We start from the raw sequence: 19,033 nt of genomic DNA, 5'->3' as shown, positions 1-19,033 counted from the left end.
TATGGGTGACAACTCTTGTTATTTTTATAAAATTTCTGGTAATGACCGGTTAAGGGTGTACGGCCGATCTCACATGAACAATCTTCTTGTTCGTGAAATAAAAAGCGATCGCTCCCAGTTGATCGGTACGCAATGTCCTGATTTTTCGCGCCTTTAAATGATCGAGTACTTCAACATGGGGATGTCCATATCGATTGTTTTTTCCACTTGAAATAATCCCAATTTTAGGATCAAGTTGTTCGAGCCATCGTTCTGATGTCGACGTTCTACTTCCGTGATGTCCTAATTTAAGTATGTCCGCTTTAATGCTTGGAAATTTCTCCATTACTTTCTGCTCACCTTGCTGGCTCAGATCCCCAGTGAACATCCAGCGCTGACCACCCATCACCCCATAAATGACAAGAGAGTTGTCATTGCTTTCCGTCGACCTCACATTGGGAGAAAGTATATAGAAGCTCGTTTCACCAATTTTTATCGTCATCCCCTCTTTAACAAAAGAGAGTTGAGTTCCACCGTTGATCATCTTTCTCATGAGCCTTAAGTCTTCATGATCCGGGTCATGATAAGGACTGATGAACAGATGTTTAATACCAACTTTTCCTATCAAACCTTTCATGCCGCCAATATGGTCAGTATCCCGATGTGTTAGAAACACTGCATCCAGTCGATTCACCCTTAATGCGGTGAGCTCTTTCAACACAACATCTCTGCCGACCTCAAATGGTTTCTTCCTTTTCTGCCATGTTTCTTGTTCATAGGCAATTGTACCGCCACTATCAATAAGCAAAGCACCTTTTCGATGTGGCAATTGAATCAGAATACTGTCGCCTTGCCCAACATCTAGAAACGTTACCTTCCCCATAGGCTGAAGATAATCAGCAGTATAAACCCATACCAATAGGATGAGAAATGGTGCAAGAAGCACTGCATTTGAGCGCACACCGTTTCGCATCTCCCAGATCGTCAATGCCACTGCAACAAGGAGCACGGACCCAACTGCCTCCCAACCGGTCAATGCGCCATAATTCAATTGAAGCAACGGGTGATTAGATAAAAACAGCAATAAACGGTGTGGAATGTATAAGACTAAATCCAAAAGAAAGGATAAAAAATCGACAAACGGCAAATGAAAAAGCGAAGCAAAATACGCAAGCGTACCAAGAGGGAATACGAGGAGTGTAATAAACGGTACAAAAAAGATACTTAAAAAAATTCCTGCAAGGGATAGTTGATAAAAGTTAAAAACGACGATTGGAAAAGCAGCAAGTTCGCATAGGAGGGAAAGAATAATTGAACGGATGATCCGAGATCGGTACCTCTGAAGAACAGTCGGTCCACCGATAAGAACTGCGAAAGTAACCGCAAATGAGAGCTGGAATCCAAGATCGAAGACGATATTTGGATCATAAACAACCATTAAAAGACAGGCAAGGCTAATCGGATCGGATACCGGTAATCGATAGTGAGTGAGTCCAAAGAAAAGCACAATCATTGCTGTGAGGCCAGATCGTATAATCGAAGCTTCAGAACCGGTCAAAATGACGTAAAACGGGATAAGCACAATCATTACAATCATTGCATAGTCACGCACAACCCCTAAGCGCCTAAAAATATAGAAGAGTGTGCCAAAAACAACAACGACGTGCATACCTGATACGACCAATAAATGCACAAGCCCAAACATTCGATATGCAGACACAAGTTCATCATCCATTTGATCATCCGCACCGAAAATGAGTGCATTCATCATTTCAGAACTTGTCGTAGAAAAATGATCGGAAATAAAGAGGATTTGATTCTGGCGCAAACGTTGCATGCGTTCGATCAGATTAGGTGAGCCATCTGTAACGATCGGTATACTGGTCGCCCTCAGCTGCCAGTATATATGGTGCCGTTCCAAATATTGACGCTGGTCAAATGCATGAAAATTAGTGGGGCTTGGCGGCTTCTCCAGTTTACCAGATACACGGCACGGCATTCCTGGCTTTAGTTTCCGGATGAGAAAACTTTTCTCTTTTTTCGAACGCAATTTGGTATAGATAAGCATGGACTCACCAGAATCGGTCTTCAGTTGAAACGTTAGTTGATCTCCATTAACTTGCGGAAGTCCCACAATCCGTCCTTGGACCGATTCCTCAGCTCCAGAGAACTGCGATTGATTGGTTTGAAAGTAAACAATATCTAATTGAATAATAAAAAAAATAGTGAGTAATGTGAAAAGAAAAGCAAAGTGCTTTCTCATCGCGAGATATACTCCGTATATGAGCAAAACAACCAATGGAACCACGGAATGTTTTTCTAATCCCGCCCATGCGGAGAGGCAACCGGACAATGCGAAAAGATGCCATCGGCCAATGAAAGGCATTTCATTCTACACCCTGACAGCAAACCAATTTTCTATCCATAATGGGACACATAGCCAAAGGATACCCCTTCCTTTTATTGTGCTGTATTATTCACTTGTTTTAATTCAATGACTTTATCAAAAGGTACCTTCTTCACGTAAACATGCGCTGTTCGAAAAAGTTCTTCTGCGTAAGGATGATTCTTGTAATCCTTGGCGTAATAGACGCTCTTTATTCCTGCTTGAATAATCGATTTACAGCACTGCACACAGGGATAATGCGTAACATAAAGCTCTGCTCCATCGGTTGACTCCCCGAACTTTGCACATTGCAGAATGGCGTTCATCTCTGCATGGATCGTACGTGCACAGTGCCCATCAATCATATAGCATCCTTCATCAGAACAATGTGGTCCTCCTGCAATTGATCCATTATAACCACCAGCAATGATTCGTTTGTCCCGTACAATTGTCGCCCCGACAAAAAGTCTCGTGCATGTACTTCTCGATGCAAGCAAATGGCTCTGGGCCATAAAATATTGATCCCAAGATAGTCTTTCCATACTTCTACCTTCCTTCTGAATTCTAGCAGCCTGTCCCCATTGTATCAGATTGTAGCACTGTCTATCGAAAATTTTTTCCACTGCATTTTAATTGAGCGTCGCTGCAGGCTTGATTTTTTCCAGTGATTTATCACCTATGCCTGATACATTGGTTAAATCATCAAGGCTTTTAAAAGGCCCATTTTCCTCCCGATATAGGATAATTGCTTTTGCCTTTGCCGGACCAATTCCAGGAAGATCCTGCATTTTCTGTTCGTCAGCCGTATTAATATTTACTTTTTCCACGCCATCTTGAACGGGACGCTCTCCCCCCTCACTTCCCATTGGATTTGACAGACTATTCACCCCCTCTTCACCTTTTACCGGAACATAAATAACCATTTCGTCCGCAACTTTCTGTGCCAAATTTACTTTGTTTCGATCGGCTTTCTTTGTCAATCCGCCGGCAAGCGTTATACCGTCTATAACACGATCATCGGGGCGAACATGATAAATACCCGGATGCACCACAGCCCCTTTAATGTCTACAATGAACTCCTTCGCCTCGGTATTCTGGTCTTTCATTGAACGGCTTCCTTCCGTATTCTGCTTCGATGTACGAGAATCTGAATTTGAGAACACTGCACTCGTTTTTTCGAGCGTTATTGTTTTTTTGAGGTTGGATTGGTGCCGATAGAACAGCCAAAGGCAAATAATGAGGATAATCAGGCAAAGAATAATCACGGTCTTGTACTTCGTCCATTGAATGTTCAAGTTATTTCTCCTCTCAGTTCCGACGCACAACTGCTGGCGGCGATACATATTATTGATAGTGCGGACATAGAGTTCAAAGGGATATGAAGTGAATTTGAGGTGAAGGACAATGAGAATTGGTTTGATTGGGACAGGGAATATGGGAACGCTAATTGTTGATGCACTAGTAAAAAGTAAAGCTGCAAAACCACGATGCATATCTGTTACAAACCGGACAAAACAGAAGGCAGTTGATTTGGCAAAAAAGCACCGGAAACTAAAGGTTTATTCAACACCAAAAGAAGTGCTGCAACACGCTGATATTGTCTTTCTGTGTGTGAAACCTGCGCAGTTTCATCCCCTCTTGAAGTCCCTGCGCAGTGATTGGCATCCAAATCAAATCGCCATATCAATCACCAGCCCAATTAGCGTGCGTCAACTGGAGAGTCTGATTCCATGCCAAGTCGTTCGTGTGATTCCCAGCATTGTGAATCAGAGTCTTTCAGGCAGCACCCTCGTTACGTTTGGATCAAGCATGACTGATCTACAGAAGAGTAAATTGTGGGCCATACTCTCACAATTTTCACACCCCATTGAAATTGATGAAGAGAATATACGGGTTGCTTCAGACCTCTCTAGTTGTGGTCCGGCTTTTCTTTCTTATTTGTTGCAGAAAATGATTGATGGAGCGGTCATGAGTACATCAATTTCAAAAAAACAGGCCACACAACTGACTACGGAAATGGTTTCAGGAATCGGCAAGTTACTTGAGGAACAAATCTTTACATTAAAGCAATTAGAGGAAAAGGTTACTGTAAAAGGTGGCATAACGGGCGTTGGACTATCAGTCTTGGAAGAGGCAAATAATGGGGCATTCGAAAAGTTGTTTTTAGAAACACAGAAAAAATTCAAAGAAGACCAACAGGCTGCAGATGCGCTGTTCAATGAGGATCTAAACAAATAAGCAGGCAAAGACAGATCGATAATAATTTAATTCGACAGATTCCGCTATGTTCCTGCTGTAAATAAATTTTCATTTCACGTTTTCCTTTTTAATACTGATGAAGCTAACAATAAGTAAAACCGGACAAATAGCACCTGATCTTTACCCATGCCTGTTTTTGATGACGCTCCGAATGCGTTTTTTACAGGAGTCTCGCATCTTTGCTGCATTTTAATCAACACGCCTTATCCTTTGATACGTCGATTTAGCATTTTAAATTTTCTTGCGAGCGGGGACATGAATGTTTCTTTTCGTACGAAAAAAAGATCCAAACGATTTGTAGACCATCACGTCGTTCGGATCAGTACTTCACTTATTTTTATTTATACACCCTCTGATTTTTCAACAGGTTTGGAATCAGATTGAGACAAGAGACTGTGTAAGATCATTCCAACCATGATGATCAGCATGCCTGTCCAAGAAAGTATAGAAGGCAGGGGTGCTGACAGGAGTACAAGCTCACCCAATACCGTAAACAAAACTTCCATCGATTGTGTTGCTTCTACTGTTGCCAGCTTTTGCATATTCCCCCTAACTAAATCAGTCGCATAGAAAAAAAGTATCGTTGCAATGACGCCTGAGCTGATTGCAACAATGAATGATTGAACCACCTGTGTCTGGCTTGGTTTACCAACAGTGAAGATGCCATATAGTGCAAGAATGATCCAAAATGGCATACTTGCAAGGGTCATCCCAAATACACGCTGATAGGTATCTAACTTCCCCCCACATACATCCATCATCTTCCTATTGCCTAATGGATAAGCAAATGCGGCAACCACTACCGGGCCAACCGCTAGAAGAGCATGGCGTAGTGAGAGACTGTTCATTTGTTCCACTTGAAGGAGACCAATGCCAATAAGAATGATTGACGACAAGAAAAGGCCCTTTATCGGGATCTTTCCTCTAACCTTCATCTCTCCTGTTGTTGTTTGAACTGTTTCATAAAAGAGCGGTGCGAGCAGTGAACCGGCAATAATCGTGAATTGCCAAGTTCCGGCGATCAGCCAACCCGGAGCAAAGCTGGCAGCATAACATAACGGGGCATAAAATAATCCGAATCCAACAGAACTCCATAGTATCCATCGCCACCAATCCAATTTCATTACGCGCAATAAAGGCAATAAATTGCCGCGTATAATGACAAGCAAAGCTAGAAACGGCAACATAAAAAAATAACGTAGAGATCCGCTCCAAATCCAGCTCCCTCCGGATAATTCCATTGATCGATTAAAAATAAATGCTGCTGCAAAGAAAAAGGCAGCGAACACGCCAAGTACAATTGCTTTCAAACACGTCTCCTCCTAACGATAACCGCCGTTCAATGATCCTTTGTTCAGAAAACATAAAAAGTTTATGCAATAGAAAAGGTGGAGAGAAATTGATCTCCACCACATCATAATGATTCATCATTTAAAGGGGTTTTTTTTCTAATGTATATAATGGGGCATCTCCCCATAATTTTTCTAATTGATAGTAATCCCGTTCATCTTTGTGGAAAACGTGGGCAACAACATCCCCAAGATCAATCAAAACCCAACGTGCCTGATCGTATCCTTCCATCCGATGAATCGTGACTCCCTTCTCATCTGCAGCTTTGCGAAGGGCCATCGAAATAGCCTGTACTTGTTTTTCCGAATCACCATGACAGATGATAAAGTAATCAGCCATGATGGATATACCTTGCATTTTCAGCATCACAAGATCCTGAGCCTTTTTATCATCGGCGGCCTCCGCCAGATACTTCACCCATTCCTCACTGTTCATTCAGTCACCTCATTGAATTTTCTTATTTGTTCTTTTGTTGTTGTACGAGATCATTATATGCTTCAAAGGTCTTCGGATAGACACTCTGACTCTTGGATAACAGATAGATAATGGTCTTTTGTAATTCTAGAAAGACCGCCAGATTAAGGTCACGTTCGGCAGCTTCCCGAACCTCATCCACTCCTGGAAAATCTCGACCAGGTTCAATATAATCCGCCAAGAATACAATCTTTTCCAGCAACGTCATTTGTTTGCGCCCGGTGGTGTGATAAATCACTGCATTTAAAATTTCCGGATCTTTGATCCCATATGTTTCTTCAATATAAATGGCACCCGCCGGAGCATGCCAGAGTTTATCCGAATAATCAAGACTGTCGCTCCATGTTCCTGGTTTGCGCAAAATTATTGTCTTCAATTCATCATCGGAAAAATATTTAACAATATCATGCAGCATACCTGCAAGCTCTGCTTTTTCCTTATTTGCTCCGTACATTTCCGCCAAACGCCCGGCTGTTTCCGATACACCAACCGAATGACGAAATCTCTTTTCCGGAAGAATCGCTTTAATCGCTTGTTCCGCTTCATTAATCTTCATAAAGTCGTCGCTCCTTTATGTAGTTTATCACCACATCGCTAAGAAAATATCGGCACGACCGCCCTTGTTTCAAACGCGCTCGCAAAAAGCTAGACGACAAGTCAACTTTCGGCATGTCAATATAGCGTACATCAGCAAAGTCAGGATGTGTTTCCGCATACCCTGGACGTTTAAATGCGATGAAAGAGGTCAGTTCGCACAATTCTTCTATACGATGCCATGTAGGAAGATCATCAACCATGTCTGCCCCTAGTATGAAATAAAAGTGATCATTCGGATAGATCTCTTTCAGTTCATGAAAGGTGTCAAACGTATATGACTTTCCTTTCCGTTTGAGTTCAAGATCACTCACCACAAAATGATGATTATCCCGAATCGCTAACTCAACCATCTCTAAACGGTGTTGGGCACTTGTATGCGCCTGTTTTCCTTGAACATGAGGCGGCTGATAGCTTGGCAAAAACCATACTTGATCGAGTTTGCAGGCTTCTAATGCCTCTTGGGCGATCAGCAAATGCATCAGGTGCGGCGGATCAAATGTTCCGCCAAATACTCCAATTCTACTCATGGTCAAAGCCCTACTTTTTCGGAAGTTCAATCCGTTTGTGTTCTTTAGAACGTCTGAACAACACTGCAGTATGACCAATGACTTGTACAAGTTCTGCTTTTGTACGTGCACATATTTCTTCTCCTGCTGCAGCCGGATCTTCAAATGTATTCTGCAAAAATTGGATTTTAATAAGCTCTCTCTTTTCTAAAACGTGATCAATCTCATCAATAAACTGATCGTGCACCCCTATTTTACCAACTTGAAAAACAGGTTTTAGTGGATGTGCCAATTTCTTTAAATATTTTTTTTGATTGTTGCTTAACATAAAGTGCATTGCTCCTTTATTATTCACTCAAGATAAATACGTGTGCAGTAAATAATCTTCCATTTTCTTGCCATCTGGATGAATGCCTGTCCATCGTTCAAATGCAAGTGCCCCTTGAAACACCAGCATTGGGAGCCCATTCATTACCGGATAACCCTTCCGCTCAGCCTCCTGTAGAAATGCCGTTCGATAAGGTTGATAAATAAGATCTGCAAATAATGTATTCGGGGCTGCCCCGTCAATACGGAACAAGTGCTGGTCTGCGCTCGGGTTCAAACCTATCGATGTTGTATTAATCACCATTTGATAGCGTCCGATGTCCTCTTCTGCCTGTTGAAAAGTTAACGCATCAGAAGTACAGAAACGACGGCATGCTTCACTTAAAAAAACCGCTTTAGAAAAAGTTCGATTTGTGATGTCCACTCTTGTTTCAAATTTCTGAGCCAACACGAGCGCTACCGATCGGGCAGCCCCTCCGGCACCAATGATTAATACTGATGGCTGTTGCTTCACAAGTAAAGGAAAATGAGCACGGAGTCCTTCATAGAAACCAAGACCATCTGTATTATACCCGATTAGCTGTCCATCTGTTTGGATTACGGTATTTACGGCACCAATTGATCCAGCCGTTCCTCTAACTTCATCAAGCATAGGAATAATTGCTGTTTTATGCGGAAAAGTGACGTTAAAGCCTTTGATACCCAGCGTTCTTAATTGATCAACTGTTCTCGCAAGGTTTGGTTTTGGTACGGAATAAGCTGTGTAGTGACCCGAAATCACTGTTTCCTTAAACCATAGATTGTGCATAGCCGGGGAGAGACTATGCTCAATCGGCTCACCAAGAAGGCCATACTTTTCTTCCATTGCGCACTACCCCTTAATTATGGATGGACGCAGCGAAACGCCAATTCCTTTTGGTGCATATGCTGAAATTCTTGCCCCTCTACCTTTGATGGTTATCCAGCCTAAGCCGGAAAAAACAACATCTGAGTCCGTTTCCTCAGTTCGAAAATCAAAGCGTACCATTTCAGGAAGGCGTACGCCCTCACTTGGAGGAGCAAGTAAATGACCAAGTTGCCGAGCGTAAAGGTCGTCAGCCTGTTCCGTCTTGGTACGATGAATGAGTAAAGAACTTGCTACATAGGCAATCAGGGATCGCTTTGAAGGCCCCTCATAATCGACGCGCGCCACCCCTCCTAAGAACAGTGTTTGTTTTTCATTAAGCTGAAACACCTTGGGTTTGACCTCTTTGGTTGGCATGATCTTTTTGTAGTCACGTGTCTCAATAAAATGGGCGACTTGATGTGCATTGACAACCCCTGGCGTGTCAAAAAGTGAACAACCATCCTCCAGTGGAATCTCAATGAAATCAAGTGTTGTCCCTGGGAACCGCGACGTCGTAATGACCGCATCCTCACCAGCCTGACGAATCAAATGGTTAATAAACGTTGACTTTCCAACATTTGTCGCACCGACAACATAGACATCACGGCCATTCCGATAATGATCAATATTTACTGCGACTTCTTCAATACCATGATTTTTACCCGCGCTCATAAGGAGAACATCTACAGGTTTAAGTCCTTGTTCATGAGCAGATCGGCGTAACCAAGACATTAACTTATGATCATTTGTTGACTTAGGAAAGAGATCCCTTTTATTTCCAACCAATAGTATTGGATTATTGCCGACAAATCGCTGCAGGCCGGTTACCCAGCTTCCCATAATATCGAATAGATCTACGAGGTACACAACCAGTGCATCACGCGAAGCAATTCGTGAAAGCATGCTGAGAAAATCATCGGCAGTTAACGAAACCGCTTGAATCTCATTGTAGTGGGTGAGTCGGAAACAGCGCTGACAAACAACAGGATCATGTTGAAGTGCGCTTTTCGGCGCATAGCCCAGTGCATGTTCATCGCTTGTCTGTATTTTCACACCACATCCTGCACAATAGTGTTCATCCATGCGTCATTCCTCCCATTTTATCCAACCTTTACGCCGCATTTGCGACATGATCATTCGCTCTAAATAACGATTCATTTTTGTTCCCCATCCGTCGGTTGAAGCAATCGGTGTAACCAAGATCGTACGTGCACCGGCCGAGTTGCCCCCCCAAATATCTGTCATCAGCTGATCGCCCACCACAACCAATTCATCCTTTTTTACCTTCATCATCCGCATTGCCCGTATAAAGGCAAAGGGAAGTGGTTTTCGAGCCCGAAAGATGTACTGAAGGTCAGCGGAGTGTGAAAATCGTTTGACACGTTTCTCATTATTGTTCGAAAGAATCATGACTGAAATACCTGCATCTTTTACTGAAGAAAACCAAGATACAAGTTCAGGAGTTATGTCCGGCTCGTCCCAGGCAACGAGTGTATTATCCAAATCTGTCACCAGGGCTTTAATTCCTCTTTTTTTCAACATTTTCGGTTGAATATCTAGAATGCTTGCTACATGTTCATCAGGTAAAAAATTTTTCAACACTGAATTTTGCCACCTCATATTCTGTTTACATTTTCCCACATGTTGACGTTTTTACCAACCCCTAAATCTTTTTTATCGATCAAACCACCAAAACCCTCATTATTTTCATGATAAATAGTAAAACAAACAAAAATTGACAAGAATATAAACTATGATCATGGATTAGTTCCTAAATATTTCGACAAATAGTGACAGCCTAAATAGTGTGGATAAACTTATTCACTTTGATCCCCAATAAAATCCTACGTTTGAAAAAGTTACCCACACGAAACGCACAATTTATCCACTTTCGTTGTGGATAAAACGTGAATTGTCCAAATTCATTGAACATGATAGAGTGAATTTATTGTAAATCACTTAACCATTTTTGAAATTAATTCGAATGGAAGTCCGATGACCCAGTTAATATGGACTTCATTCACAGGAGTTCAAGAAAGGAGTTGATCCTAATAAGCAGGAGCTTGAATTATCATGTACCAAATGATGTCGTAACTAGCGAACAGACGATGCTAAACGCAGTCTACATTTGAAAAGTCGATCACGTAAATACGTAGACTGTCACATGTAAAAAGGAGTTGAGAGACCGGAAACGGTTGACAATGGACACACTATCCGACGACCTGCTTATTGAATCTTATACAAAAGCCAAGGAAATTCACTTAAGTGAAGATTTTATTCATCTTATAGAGAAAGAAATCGAGCGAAGAAGCTTGTGCACAAAGCACGGCATGCCCGCTGATCTTTATCGACGCTATTCAACATACAATTAATCAAGTTCTAACTTTCGACTATTTCAATCGGGACAGACACAGGACAGGGTAAAAGCCCATAAACTAAAAGACAGCAAGGTAAAATCAGATCTCCTGAGGAGTGGTCGATCATGCTGTCGATTGTCGGTGGACTTGCTTATCTGTTCAAAAACGTATGGTTGCTTGTCTCTTATGTCAAAAATAACGCTTTTCCTCAACCTCTTTCTGAGGAGGAGGAAGCGCAGTGCTTGACATTAATGGCCGAAGGCGACGATGATGCACGGAATAAACTAATCGAACACAATCTCCGGCTCGTCGCTCACATTGTCAAGAAATTTGAGAATACTAAAGAAGATACAGATGACTTAATCTCAATCGGAACCATTGGCCTGATAAAAGCAATTAACAGCTATTCAACCGGTAAAGGAACGAAACTCGCAACCTATGCAGCTCGATGTATCGAAAATGAAATACTGATGCACTTAAGAGGGTTAAAGAAAACACGGAAAGATGTTTCGCTTAACGATCCTATTGGTCAAGATAAAGAAGGAAACACGATTTCATTAATCGATATTCTTAAATCAACAAATAAGGATATCGTGGACGAAATATCGTTAAATATCGAATCAAAAAAGATCTATGGGGCGCTTCATGTTCTCGACCCTCGTGAAAAAGAAGTGATTATTGATCGATTTGGCCTGGATAATCAAAATGAATTGACGCAAAGGGAAATTGCCAAAAAGTTATCAATCTCGCGAAGTTATGTCTCACGTATCGAAAAACGTGCTTTGATGAAATTATTTAATGAGATTTACCGTAAACCGAATCAGTAATCTTTAGTAAAGCATTCTCATACCGTCTCTGTTTGATAAATGGTAACATAGTGAAGAGAAGTTCAGAATATGGATGAGAATCGAGGCATTATTATGGACGAATCAGACAAAAGAATAGGGTTAAACCTGTTTGGCGAACCTGAAAAAATTAAAAGCCTTCACTTAATTGTCGAGGGGAGAGTACAAGCCGTTGGTTTTCGTTATTTCACATGGCAAACTGCCAATGTATACCGTATTTCCGGATGGGTACGCAATCGTGATGACGGCAGTGTTGAAATTGCTGCAGAAGGTGAAGAAACCGAGATAAACCAATTTGTGAAAACGATAAAAAAGGGTAGTCCCTTCTCACGGGTGAAACACGTGGATATATATGAATATACAGAGCCGAAGAATTACCACCTATTCAAGATATTAAATTAACGTTGTTGAAATCGATGGTTTAAAAATAATACCGCTGAGCGATTCTGTGATCGTTCAGCGGTTCTTACTTTCATTTATTATCATTGTCTATTATTGCACGCAGCAAGCGTAAACTTTTTCTCAATTCTCGGATTAGGCACGTTTTTCACGTTTGATAGTTTTCCCCAGATTCAATTGGTTTTTTCCCAGATTAAATTATAATTTGGTCCTAAGTGTTGATGATCGCCAGTAAAATACACATGCGCCGATCAGAAAGATCAAACTGGATCCAGAAAGAATCTCAAGTTTCCATTGAATCTCACTATATTTTGGAATTAGTGTCCCAGCATAGAGAAATGTACTTAAAAAAAGACATAACATACCGATTCTCTGGCAATCCATGATCTTATCTAGAATCATTTTTTGTTGTTCTTCCATTCTCATCCCTCCGTCACTAGATTACTATAACATGAGATGAAAATAAGTTTCTCAGGTAGTTTATGACAAAAAAAACACCACCGAATTCGGCAGTGCTCTGAATCTACAATTTAACGATCTATAATTTAACTTAAAGCTTGCTCCAAATCCTCGATTAAATCCTCGACATCCTCAATTCCTATCGACAAACGGATCAATCCGTCAGTAATCCCGAGCTCATCCCGACGTGGTTTTGGTATTGATGCATGAGTCATCTTTGCAGGTACGGAAATCAGGCTTTCAACAGCACCAAGACTTTCAGCTAATGTGAAATACTTGGTCTTTGAAAGGATCTGGTTAACCGTTGCTTCATCCCCTACATCAAATGAAATCATGCCACCAAATCCGCCTGCTTGCTTTGCAGCGACCTCATGACCAGGATGACTCGCTAGGCCGGGATAGTATACTTTCCTCACCTTAGCATGTGCTGAAAGATAGTCAGCGATCTTGCCCGCGTTCTTTTCTATTTGTTCCATCCGCAGCGCTAAAGTCTTAATCCCACGAATAAGCAACCAAGCGTCTTGAGGACCAGGTACTGCACCGACTGAGTTTTGGATAAAATATAGTTTTTCGGCCAGTTCTTCTGACGAGACTACAACTAAACCTGCAACAACATCACTATGCCCGCCAATATATTTTGTTGCGCTGTGAAGAACGATATCAGCACCTAGATCAAGAGGATTCTGCCAATATGGCGTAGCAAAAGTATTGTCAACAATTAACAGTAACTGATGCTGATGGGCGAGTTCTGCCACTTTACGAATGTCTGTGATCTTAAGCAAAGGATTTGTTGGTGTTTCTAGATATATAGCTTTGGTATTCTCTTTGATTGCATTTTTAATTCGATCTGGATCGCTTGTATCCACAAATGTTGCTGAGATTCCAAGTCTATTAAATACCTTATCCACAACACGGAACGTTCCGCCATATACATCATCTGTGATGACTACGTGATCGCCACTATTAAGCAACATAAGCACCGAAGAAATAGCTGCCATTCCCGATCCAAATGCAAATCCTGCTTTGCCGTGCTCAAGTTCCTGAATCAGGATTTCCAACGCGTGTCGTGTTGGATTTCCTGAACGTGAATAGTCGTATCCCTTCGTTTTTCCAATCGCTTCTTGTTTATATGTGCTCGTCTGATAAATGGGAACAGAAACACTCCCTGTGTTTTCATCTCCAAAAATACCTGCATGAATGACTTGTGTTTTGGGTCTCAAAATGAGGTCCTCCTATTTTCTTATCATTAAGTAACTATTAATCATAGATATTTTCACTCAAATAACGTTCGCTAGAATCAGGAAAAATAACAACAATATTCGTGCCTGGTGCTGATTTTTGAGCCTCGAGCAAAGCTGCGTGCAACGCAGATCCTGACGAGCTGCCAATCAGCAGTCCTTCTCGCTCGGCAGCTTCTTTTAATCGTTGGAACGCATCTTGATCACTAATCGTATAAATTTCATCAAAATACTCGGTTTTAACAAAAGTAGGAATAAACTCCATCCCTATTCCTTCCGTTCTATGGGATGACGGCTTTCCTCCGTTCAAAATCGAACCAACGGGCTCAACAACAATTGTCTTCACTTCTGGGTTTTTCTTTTTCAAGAATTCAGCAGTACCTGTAAACGTTCCGCCAGTTCCAGCACCGGCAACAAGAACATCCACTGCTCCATTCAGATCCTCCCAAATCTCTGGACCTAACGTTTCAAAATAGGCGCTGGGATTATCCGGATTTGCAAATTGGTTTGGGCAATAACTTCCCTTAATTTCCCTTTCCAATTGACGCGCCTTGGCTACTGCCCCTGCCATTCCTTGATCCGTCGGCGTATTTACAACTTGGGCACCCAAAGCCCTCATCAGGATCTGTTTTTCCATACTGAATTTTTCAGGAACGCAAAAGAGTACATGAATCCCTTTCCCCACTGCCGCAAGAGCAAGACCAATTCCTGTGTTTCCGGCAGTTGGTTCAATCAATGTGCCTCCCGGCTTCAGCTTCCCCATTGCCAAAGCCTCTCGTATTATTTTTTCACCGAGCCGGTCTTTTACACTACCACCAGGGTTAAAGTACTCACATTTTGCATATAAATGGACACCTTCTGGAAGCGGAAAAGCATGGAGAGCAACGAGAGGAGTCGAACCAACGAGTTCATGAACGTTCTGGTATAAAGTCACACTCTTTCACCTCTAGTCATACGTAGGCATGTTCAAGCTTCTGCATAAACTTCTTTCCACTCTGCCTTGTGTGCTAACATTTTTTCTGCGATTTTCTTTGCGCCATCAAGATCATGACTTGCTGCCCAACCGCATTGGTAGCAGTTTGCAGCCGGCACTTCGGTCGCATTGAGAACATCATTGAGTGTACGTTCAAGAGCCTCAAGGATTGCATCGTAGCTGCTGTTGTCAATGATCGATACATAAAAACCTGTCTGGCAGCCCATCGGACCAACATCGAATATATTTTCAATGTGATTACGAATGTTCTCAGCCATTAAGTGTTCAAGAGAATGCAATGCGGGCATTTCCATATGTTCCTCGTTTGGCTGGCAAAAACGGACATCATATTTGTAGATTTCATCTCCGTGCGGCGCTTTTGTCACGCCCACGAGACGGACATAAGGTGCTTTCACTTTTGTATGATCCAGGTTAAAACTCTCAACATTCATTTTCTTATGTTCTGTCATTTAAGCCATCTCCTTAATGAGTGATAGAATAAATTCAGCTGAATGTTTCGCTGCTGTTTGTAAAAATTGATCGAAGGAAATATTGGATTGCTTTCCTGCAATATCTGATAACGACCGAACAATCAAGAATGGTACATTAAATTGATAACATACTTGAGCGATCGAGGCCGCTTCCATTTCAACAGCCATCATTTTCGGGAATATGACTTTCAGTGCTTGTATGCGTTCTGCATCCGCCATGAAAGAATCTCCAGTGCCGATCCATCCCTCAACAATCTGATGACCTTGTAGGACTTTACTTGCAATGCGGTCTGCTATTTTCATAAGATTCTCTTCTGGTAAAAATACCGCAGGCATTCCAGGTATTTGCCCAAGAACATAACCAAAAGCAGTTGCATCAGCATCATGATGAAGAACACCTGATGAAAGGACAACATCACCTATGTTTAAAGAAGGATTCGTACCGCCAGCAGAACCTGTATTGATCACATGATCCGGATGAAAATGGTCAATCAATAAGGTTGTTCCAATGGCGGCATTGACCTTACCAATGCCGGACTGTAGCAAAACAACATCTGAACCTTGAAGTTCTCCTTGGTAAAAATGGCACCCGGCAATTTCCTGTTCCTTAACTCCGCCCATTTGTTCTTTAAGTAGGGCAACTTCTTCCTCCATGGCTCCGATGATTCCTATAGTCAAAACTGAATCCTCCTGAAAAACATCATTTTTTATCTGCAATAATCAACCAGGCAAATTTGTTCAATTGCTTGAAATAAGGTACAAGATGATGTTTCCGAAATGCCGTGTAAAGCGTTTGGCGTAACGGATAGTATTCTGTACGCAAATCTTTAAGCAAATGTGAAAAACCATTTTTCTTTGCCCATTGGTGCACCTTTATTTTTTCAATCTCATTATCATAAAGTGTATCTGCAAAAACTATTCTACCATTAATTGAAAGCAAACGACTATATTTCTCAATCGCCTCCTCCTTTTCATCATCTGTTAAATGATGAAAAGCAAAGGAACTGACAATGGTGTCAATGGGATGATCTGGGATAGGAAAGTCGAGAAAATCACCATCAATTAATGTGATCCCTGCTATCTTTTCTTTTGCTTTCTCCCGCATTTTTTCTGATGGCTCAATACCCACAACAGATAATCCATGATCGATTAAGATTTGTGTGAGATTTCCAGTACCTACTCCGAATTCTAGGACATGTCCTTTTGCATGCGCTGAAACCTGTTCGAGAATCGAGTGATAGTTTTTGAAAACTTCCTGATATTCCTGATCTCCTCCAGCAACCGTTTGATCATAGACCTCAGCCCATTTCTCAAATGTACCGATAAATTCACGTCCCATGATTGCTTCCCCCCATACTGGTTGCAATTCCTTTAATTCATATAATATTAGTATGGAATATTGGAATTAACGTCACTAAATTTAGCATACCTCTCTTAATTTATCAACAATAATCACTCATTAATCGCTAGAAATCCGTCGGCACAAAACTGTCCAGTCCTTATCATTGTATCCATGTGCTTCGATGGCTCGCTTGCCGCGGGCGTACCGTGAGCCTCCTCATACAACCGATTATCTGCGGGGTCTCACCTGCACGCTCATCCCGCTGGCGTCTCGCATCTTCGCTGTTTGTACTAAACCAATCGTATCGTTTCGAGCTCTTGAAGAAACTGGGCACAAAACTGCTCAGTCCTTATCTTTGTATCCATATGCTTCAATGGCTCGCTTGCCGCGGGCGTACCGTGAGCCTCCTCATACAACCGATTATCTGCGGGGTCTCACCTGCACGCTCATCCCGCTGGCGTCTCGCATCTTCGCTGTTTGTACTAAACCAATCGTATCGTTTCGAGCTCTTGAAGAAACTGGGTAAAAAACTGTCCAGTCCTTATCTTTGTATCCATGTGCTTCGATGGCTCGCTTCGTTTTTCATTAAACAGTGTTATATAGTTAAGATACGAAAAAAAGCCGCATTTGCGGCTTTTTCTGGGTTAATCATTTTTATTATGGCTTTTTAACATTGTCTGCTTGCCAATGTCCATCTTGATAAATTAAGTGCACAACATAAATTGCACTTTGATCATTTTTCGGAGATACACGTGCGAGCGAACTATTTGGTGATCCCCCGTTCCCCAACCAACGAATCGTCATGTTTGCTTCATCAATGCCCGTTGCCTCAGCAATGGCATGTACTTGAGCATTCCAGTCCTCAGACCCCATTTCATAAGATGCTTGATGGTTTTCGTCTGCCTCTTGAGATGCTGAGCTGGAAGAATCTGAACTACTTTCCTCATTTGATGCTTGTCCGGAATCAGATTCCGAAGAAGATTTCGATGAGTCCGTTGTTTTACTCTTCTTATTGTCTATTGACGCTGTTTTCGATTGGGATGATGGTGTAGTCGATGGCGATGTGTGAAAGACGGAGATGAGAATGATACAACCAACTGCTAATATCAATAGCGAAACGATGCCAATTATCAAGGTGAGCATTCGATCCGTTTTGCTCTTTCGCCTTTGTTCTCGAGACGAGTAACCACTGCCTCTCTGATTTCTCATGTGACATCCTCCTTTTTGACAGACAACTATTTAATAATTTACTATGCGATCATCTCTTGGGAATCTTCCGTGAAACGCTCTCTATCTTCTCACATGAACCACAATGTATCTCGTTAATCAGTTGAATCGTAATCTAACGAAGATCTATTCTCGCATAAAGATAACTTCCTATTTAAAATAATTCGCATTCATCTAAGTAGTCATGTCTGTCCAATTATAACACGCCAATAGAACTCTCTTAAATCTATGCACGAACACGTCGACTATTCCAATAATAAAAGCGCAAAACTGTTGATGTGGTCAAGACAGATTTGCACTAATATTCATGAAGTAACTATAAAGTTGAAAATATTATTTACGAACAATAGATATTCTACTTGTCCTGAATTTGGTTGCAATCAATTACTGCTCGATAAAATCAGTAGATGAGAAGAGCGTAAGGGATAATTTTAGGTACTTACTCAACTTTTAAGATCTTCACGCGAATGTCTCCGCCAGGGGTACTCACGCTGACCTCTTCACCGACAGACAAACCAATAAGGCCTTTGGCCATCGGAGAATCATTAGAAATCTTTCCATTAAATGGATCTGATTCGGCGCTCCCGACAATTTGATAGGTTTCTTCTTCACCATCTGGAAGTTCTTTAAACGTTACCGACTTACCGATCTTAACAACATCCGTTGTTTCGTCATCTTCAATGATTACAGAATTACGGATCATCAATTCCAATTGTTGGATGCGCGCTTCAACAAACGCTTGTTCATCTTTTGCAGCATCATATTCGGAGTTTTCTGAGAGGTCCCCAAATCCACGAGCAATTTTGATTCTTTCAACAACTTCTTTGCGCTTTTCAGTTTTCAGATATTCTAATTCATGTTCTAGTTTTGCTTTTCCTTCAGCGGTCATATAGTGAAGTTTTTCTGCCATTGTATGCCACACTCCTGACTAAATTTAT

Annotated in this window: 24 protein-coding genes; 5 read left to right on the top strand and 19 right to left on the bottom strand. The window is 41.6% G+C overall.

Going from position 1 to position 19,033, the window contains the following annotated elements; genetic code table 11:
* Positions 1 to 49: 49 nt before the first annotated feature.
* The 3 genes from NIE32_RS05990 to NIE32_RS05980 form a co-directional block, all read right to left on the bottom strand.
* The gene (locus NIE32_RS05990; RefSeq protein ID WP_253053867.1) at positions 50 to 2,365 is read right to left on the bottom strand and encodes a DNA internalization-related competence protein ComEC/Rec2; all 2,316 of its coding nucleotides are present in this window, start codon (positions 2,363 to 2,365) and stop codon (positions 50 to 52) included.
* Between the two features lie 74 nt (positions 2,366 to 2,439).
* A complete protein-coding gene (locus NIE32_RS05985) occupies positions 2,440 to 2,907 on the bottom strand; it encodes a ComE operon protein 2 (RefSeq protein ID WP_253053865.1) in 468 nt (155 codons plus the stop codon).
* Between the two features lie 87 nt (positions 2,908 to 2,994).
* Positions 2,995 to 3,660 (bottom strand): helix-hairpin-helix domain-containing protein, encoded by a 666-nt coding sequence (locus NIE32_RS05980; protein WP_253053864.1) that lies wholly within the window; start codon positions 3,658 to 3,660, stop codon positions 2,995 to 2,997.
* A gap of 109 nt (positions 3,661 to 3,769) precedes the next feature.
* Here NIE32_RS05980 and comER point away from each other — a divergent pair, with 109 nt between their 5' ends.
* On the top strand, positions 3,770 to 4,603 hold the full coding sequence (gene comER / locus NIE32_RS05975; RefSeq protein WP_253053862.1) for a late competence protein ComER: 834 nt from the start codon (positions 3,770 to 3,772) through the stop codon (positions 4,601 to 4,603).
* 362 nt (positions 4,604 to 4,965) lie between these two features.
* Here the strand turns inward: comER and NIE32_RS05970 are convergent, their stop codons facing one another.
* The 8 genes from NIE32_RS05970 to NIE32_RS05935 form a co-directional block, all read right to left on the bottom strand.
* A complete protein-coding gene (locus tag NIE32_RS05970) occupies positions 4,966 to 5,934 on the bottom strand; it encodes a DMT family transporter (RefSeq protein ID WP_253053860.1) in 969 nt (322 codons plus the stop codon).
* 121 nt (positions 5,935 to 6,055) lie between these two features.
* Positions 6,056 to 6,409, bottom strand: a complete 354-nt coding sequence (gene rsfS, locus NIE32_RS05965; RefSeq protein ID WP_253053858.1) for a ribosome silencing factor — start codon at positions 6,407 to 6,409, stop codon at positions 6,056 to 6,058.
* A gap of 22 nt (positions 6,410 to 6,431) precedes the next feature.
* Complete coding sequence (gene yqeK / locus NIE32_RS05960; RefSeq protein ID WP_253053856.1) at positions 6,432 to 7,004, bottom strand: bis(5'-nucleosyl)-tetraphosphatase (symmetrical) YqeK; 573 nt, start codon at positions 7,002 to 7,004, stop codon at positions 6,432 to 6,434.
* Complete coding sequence (locus NIE32_RS05955) at positions 6,994 to 7,572, bottom strand: nicotinate-nucleotide adenylyltransferase (protein WP_253053854.1); 579 nt, start codon at positions 7,570 to 7,572, stop codon at positions 6,994 to 6,996. Before NIE32_RS05955 ends, yqeK begins: the two co-directional genes overlap by 11 nt.
* Before the next feature lie 10 nt (positions 7,573 to 7,582).
* Positions 7,583 to 7,879 (bottom strand): ribosome assembly RNA-binding protein YhbY, encoded by a 297-nt coding sequence (gene yhbY, locus NIE32_RS05950; protein WP_253053852.1) that lies wholly within the window; start codon positions 7,877 to 7,879, stop codon positions 7,583 to 7,585.
* Between the two features lie 27 nt (positions 7,880 to 7,906).
* A complete protein-coding gene (gene aroE / locus NIE32_RS05945) occupies positions 7,907 to 8,743 on the bottom strand; it encodes a shikimate dehydrogenase (RefSeq protein WP_253053850.1) in 837 nt (278 codons plus the stop codon).
* Positions 8,744 to 8,749: 6 nt separating this feature from the next.
* Positions 8,750 to 9,847 (bottom strand): ribosome biogenesis GTPase YqeH, encoded by a 1,098-nt coding sequence (yqeH, locus tag NIE32_RS05940; protein WP_253053848.1) that lies wholly within the window; start codon positions 9,845 to 9,847, stop codon positions 8,750 to 8,752.
* A gap of 3 nt (positions 9,848 to 9,850) precedes the next feature.
* Positions 9,851 to 10,366 carry a YqeG family HAD IIIA-type phosphatase gene (locus NIE32_RS05935; protein WP_253053846.1) on the bottom strand — a complete coding sequence of 172 codons (516 nt, stop codon included), beginning with the start codon at positions 10,364 to 10,366 and terminating at the stop codon, positions 9,851 to 9,853.
* A 599-nt stretch (positions 10,367 to 10,965) separates the two neighbouring features.
* On the opposite strand from NIE32_RS05935, the gene NIE32_RS05930 reads away from it, so the two are divergent.
* From NIE32_RS05930 to NIE32_RS05920, 3 genes are all read left to right on the top strand, one after another.
* Positions 10,966 to 11,136 carry a sporulation histidine kinase inhibitor Sda gene (locus NIE32_RS05930; RefSeq protein ID WP_253053975.1) on the top strand — a complete coding sequence of 57 codons (171 nt, stop codon included), beginning with the start codon at positions 10,966 to 10,968 and terminating at the stop codon, positions 11,134 to 11,136.
* Positions 11,137 to 11,246: 110 nt separating this feature from the next.
* Positions 11,247 to 11,948 (top strand): RNA polymerase sporulation sigma factor SigK, encoded by a 702-nt coding sequence (gene sigK, locus NIE32_RS05925; RefSeq protein WP_253053844.1) that lies wholly within the window; start codon positions 11,247 to 11,249, stop codon positions 11,946 to 11,948.
* A gap of 93 nt (positions 11,949 to 12,041) precedes the next feature.
* Positions 12,042 to 12,368: an acylphosphatase gene (locus NIE32_RS05920; RefSeq protein ID WP_253053973.1), complete on the top strand. Its 327-nt coding sequence runs from the start codon at positions 12,042 to 12,044 to the stop codon at positions 12,366 to 12,368.
* Positions 12,369 to 12,563: 195 nt separating this feature from the next.
* On the opposite strand, the gene NIE32_RS05915 is transcribed toward NIE32_RS05920, so the two are convergent.
* The 6 genes from NIE32_RS05915 to NIE32_RS05890 form a co-directional block, all read right to left on the bottom strand.
* The gene (locus tag NIE32_RS05915; RefSeq protein WP_253053842.1) at positions 12,564 to 12,785 is read right to left on the bottom strand and encodes a YrhC family protein; all 222 of its coding nucleotides are present in this window, start codon (positions 12,783 to 12,785) and stop codon (positions 12,564 to 12,566) included.
* Between the two features lie 125 nt (positions 12,786 to 12,910).
* Positions 12,911 to 14,044, bottom strand: a complete 1,134-nt coding sequence (locus NIE32_RS05910) for a bifunctional cystathionine gamma-lyase/homocysteine desulfhydrase (RefSeq protein ID WP_253053840.1) — start codon at positions 14,042 to 14,044, stop codon at positions 12,911 to 12,913.
* A gap of 37 nt (positions 14,045 to 14,081) precedes the next feature.
* A complete protein-coding gene (locus NIE32_RS05905; RefSeq protein WP_253053838.1) occupies positions 14,082 to 14,996 on the bottom strand; it encodes a PLP-dependent cysteine synthase family protein in 915 nt (304 codons plus the stop codon).
* A 32-nt stretch (positions 14,997 to 15,028) separates the two neighbouring features.
* Positions 15,029 to 15,505, bottom strand: a complete 477-nt coding sequence (locus NIE32_RS05900) for an S-ribosylhomocysteine lyase (RefSeq protein WP_253053836.1) — start codon at positions 15,503 to 15,505, stop codon at positions 15,029 to 15,031.
* Positions 15,506 to 16,204, bottom strand: coding sequence for a 5'-methylthioadenosine/S-adenosylhomocysteine nucleosidase (gene mtnN / locus NIE32_RS05895; RefSeq protein WP_253053834.1), 699 nt, complete (start codon positions 16,202 to 16,204; stop codon positions 15,506 to 15,508). It lies immediately after the preceding gene.
* Between the two features lie 22 nt (positions 16,205 to 16,226).
* Entirely contained in the window at positions 16,227 to 16,865 is a 639-nt protein-coding gene (locus NIE32_RS05890; RefSeq protein ID WP_253053832.1) for a class I SAM-dependent methyltransferase, read from the bottom strand.
* 209 nt (positions 16,866 to 17,074) lie between these two features.
* On the opposite strand from NIE32_RS05890, the gene NIE32_RS05885 reads away from it, so the two are divergent.
* Positions 17,075 to 17,539: a hypothetical protein gene (locus NIE32_RS05885; RefSeq protein ID WP_253053830.1), complete on the top strand. Its 465-nt coding sequence runs from the start codon at positions 17,075 to 17,077 to the stop codon at positions 17,537 to 17,539.
* On the opposite strand, the gene NIE32_RS05880 is transcribed toward NIE32_RS05885, so the two are convergent.
* Positions 17,526 to 18,077: a YrrS family protein gene (locus NIE32_RS05880; protein WP_253053828.1), complete on the bottom strand. Its 552-nt coding sequence runs from the start codon at positions 18,075 to 18,077 to the stop codon at positions 17,526 to 17,528. The genes NIE32_RS05885 and NIE32_RS05880 overlap by 14 nt on opposite strands.
* A gap of 457 nt (positions 18,078 to 18,534) precedes the next feature.
* Complete coding sequence (greA, locus tag NIE32_RS05875) at positions 18,535 to 19,005, bottom strand: transcription elongation factor GreA (protein WP_253053826.1); 471 nt, start codon at positions 19,003 to 19,005, stop codon at positions 18,535 to 18,537.
* Between the last annotated feature and the right edge of the window lie 28 nt (positions 19,006 to 19,033).

Origin of the sequence: Sporolactobacillus kofuensis (genome assembly GCF_024125425.1) — a bacterium.
Classification (GTDB): Bacteria; Bacillota; Bacilli; order Bacillales; family Sporolactobacillaceae; genus Sporolactobacillus; species Sporolactobacillus kofuensis.
The sequence above is the reverse complement of the archived record's forward strand: the minus strand, read 5'-3'. Positions and strand labels throughout refer to the sequence as shown.

Coding starts and splice junctions, on each gene's coding strand:
- NIE32_RS05990 (WP_253053867.1), bottom strand. CDS start 2,365: ATGCCTTTCATTGGCCGATGGCATCTTTTCGCATTGTCCGGTTGCCTC.
- NIE32_RS05985 (WP_253053865.1), bottom strand. CDS start 2,907: ATGGAAAGACTATCTTGGGATCAATATTTTATGGCCCAGAGCCATTTG.
- comER (WP_253053862.1), top strand. CDS start 3,770: ATGAGAATTGGTTTGATTGGGACAGGGAATATGGGAACGCTAATTGTT.
- rsfS (WP_253053858.1), bottom strand. CDS start 6,409: ATGAACAGTGAGGAATGGGTGAAGTATCTGGCGGAGGCCGCCGATGAT.
- yqeK (WP_253053856.1), bottom strand. CDS start 7,004: ATGAAGATTAATGAAGCGGAACAAGCGATTAAAGCGATTCTTCCGGAA.
- NIE32_RS05955 (WP_253053854.1), bottom strand. CDS start 7,572: ATGAGTAGAATTGGAGTATTTGGCGGAACATTTGATCCGCCGCACCTG.
- yhbY (WP_253053852.1), bottom strand. CDS start 7,879: ATGTTAAGCAACAATCAAAAAAAATATTTAAAGAAATTGGCACATCCA.
- aroE (WP_253053850.1), bottom strand. CDS start 8,743: ATGGAAGAAAAGTATGGCCTTCTTGGTGAGCCGATTGAGCATAGTCTC.
- yqeH (WP_253053848.1), bottom strand. CDS start 9,847: ATGGATGAACACTATTGTGCAGGATGTGGTGTGAAAATACAGACAAGC.
- NIE32_RS05930 (WP_253053975.1), top strand. CDS start 10,966: ATGGACACACTATCCGACGACCTGCTTATTGAATCTTATACAAAAGCC.
- sigK (WP_253053844.1), top strand. CDS start 11,247: ATGCTGTCGATTGTCGGTGGACTTGCTTATCTGTTCAAAAACGTATGG.
- NIE32_RS05920 (WP_253053973.1), top strand. CDS start 12,042: ATGGACGAATCAGACAAAAGAATAGGGTTAAACCTGTTTGGCGAACCT.
- NIE32_RS05915 (WP_253053842.1), bottom strand. CDS start 12,785: ATGGAAGAACAACAAAAAATGATTCTAGATAAGATCATGGATTGCCAG.
- NIE32_RS05900 (WP_253053836.1), bottom strand. CDS start 15,505: ATGACAGAACATAAGAAAATGAATGTTGAGAGTTTTAACCTGGATCAT.
- NIE32_RS05890 (WP_253053832.1), bottom strand. CDS start 16,865: ATGGGACGTGAATTTATCGGTACATTTGAGAAATGGGCTGAGGTCTAT.
- NIE32_RS05880 (WP_253053828.1), bottom strand. CDS start 18,077: ATGAGAAATCAGAGAGGCAGTGGTTACTCGTCTCGAGAACAAAGGCGA.
- greA (WP_253053826.1), bottom strand. CDS start 19,005: ATGGCAGAAAAACTTCACTATATGACCGCTGAAGGAAAAGCAAAACTA.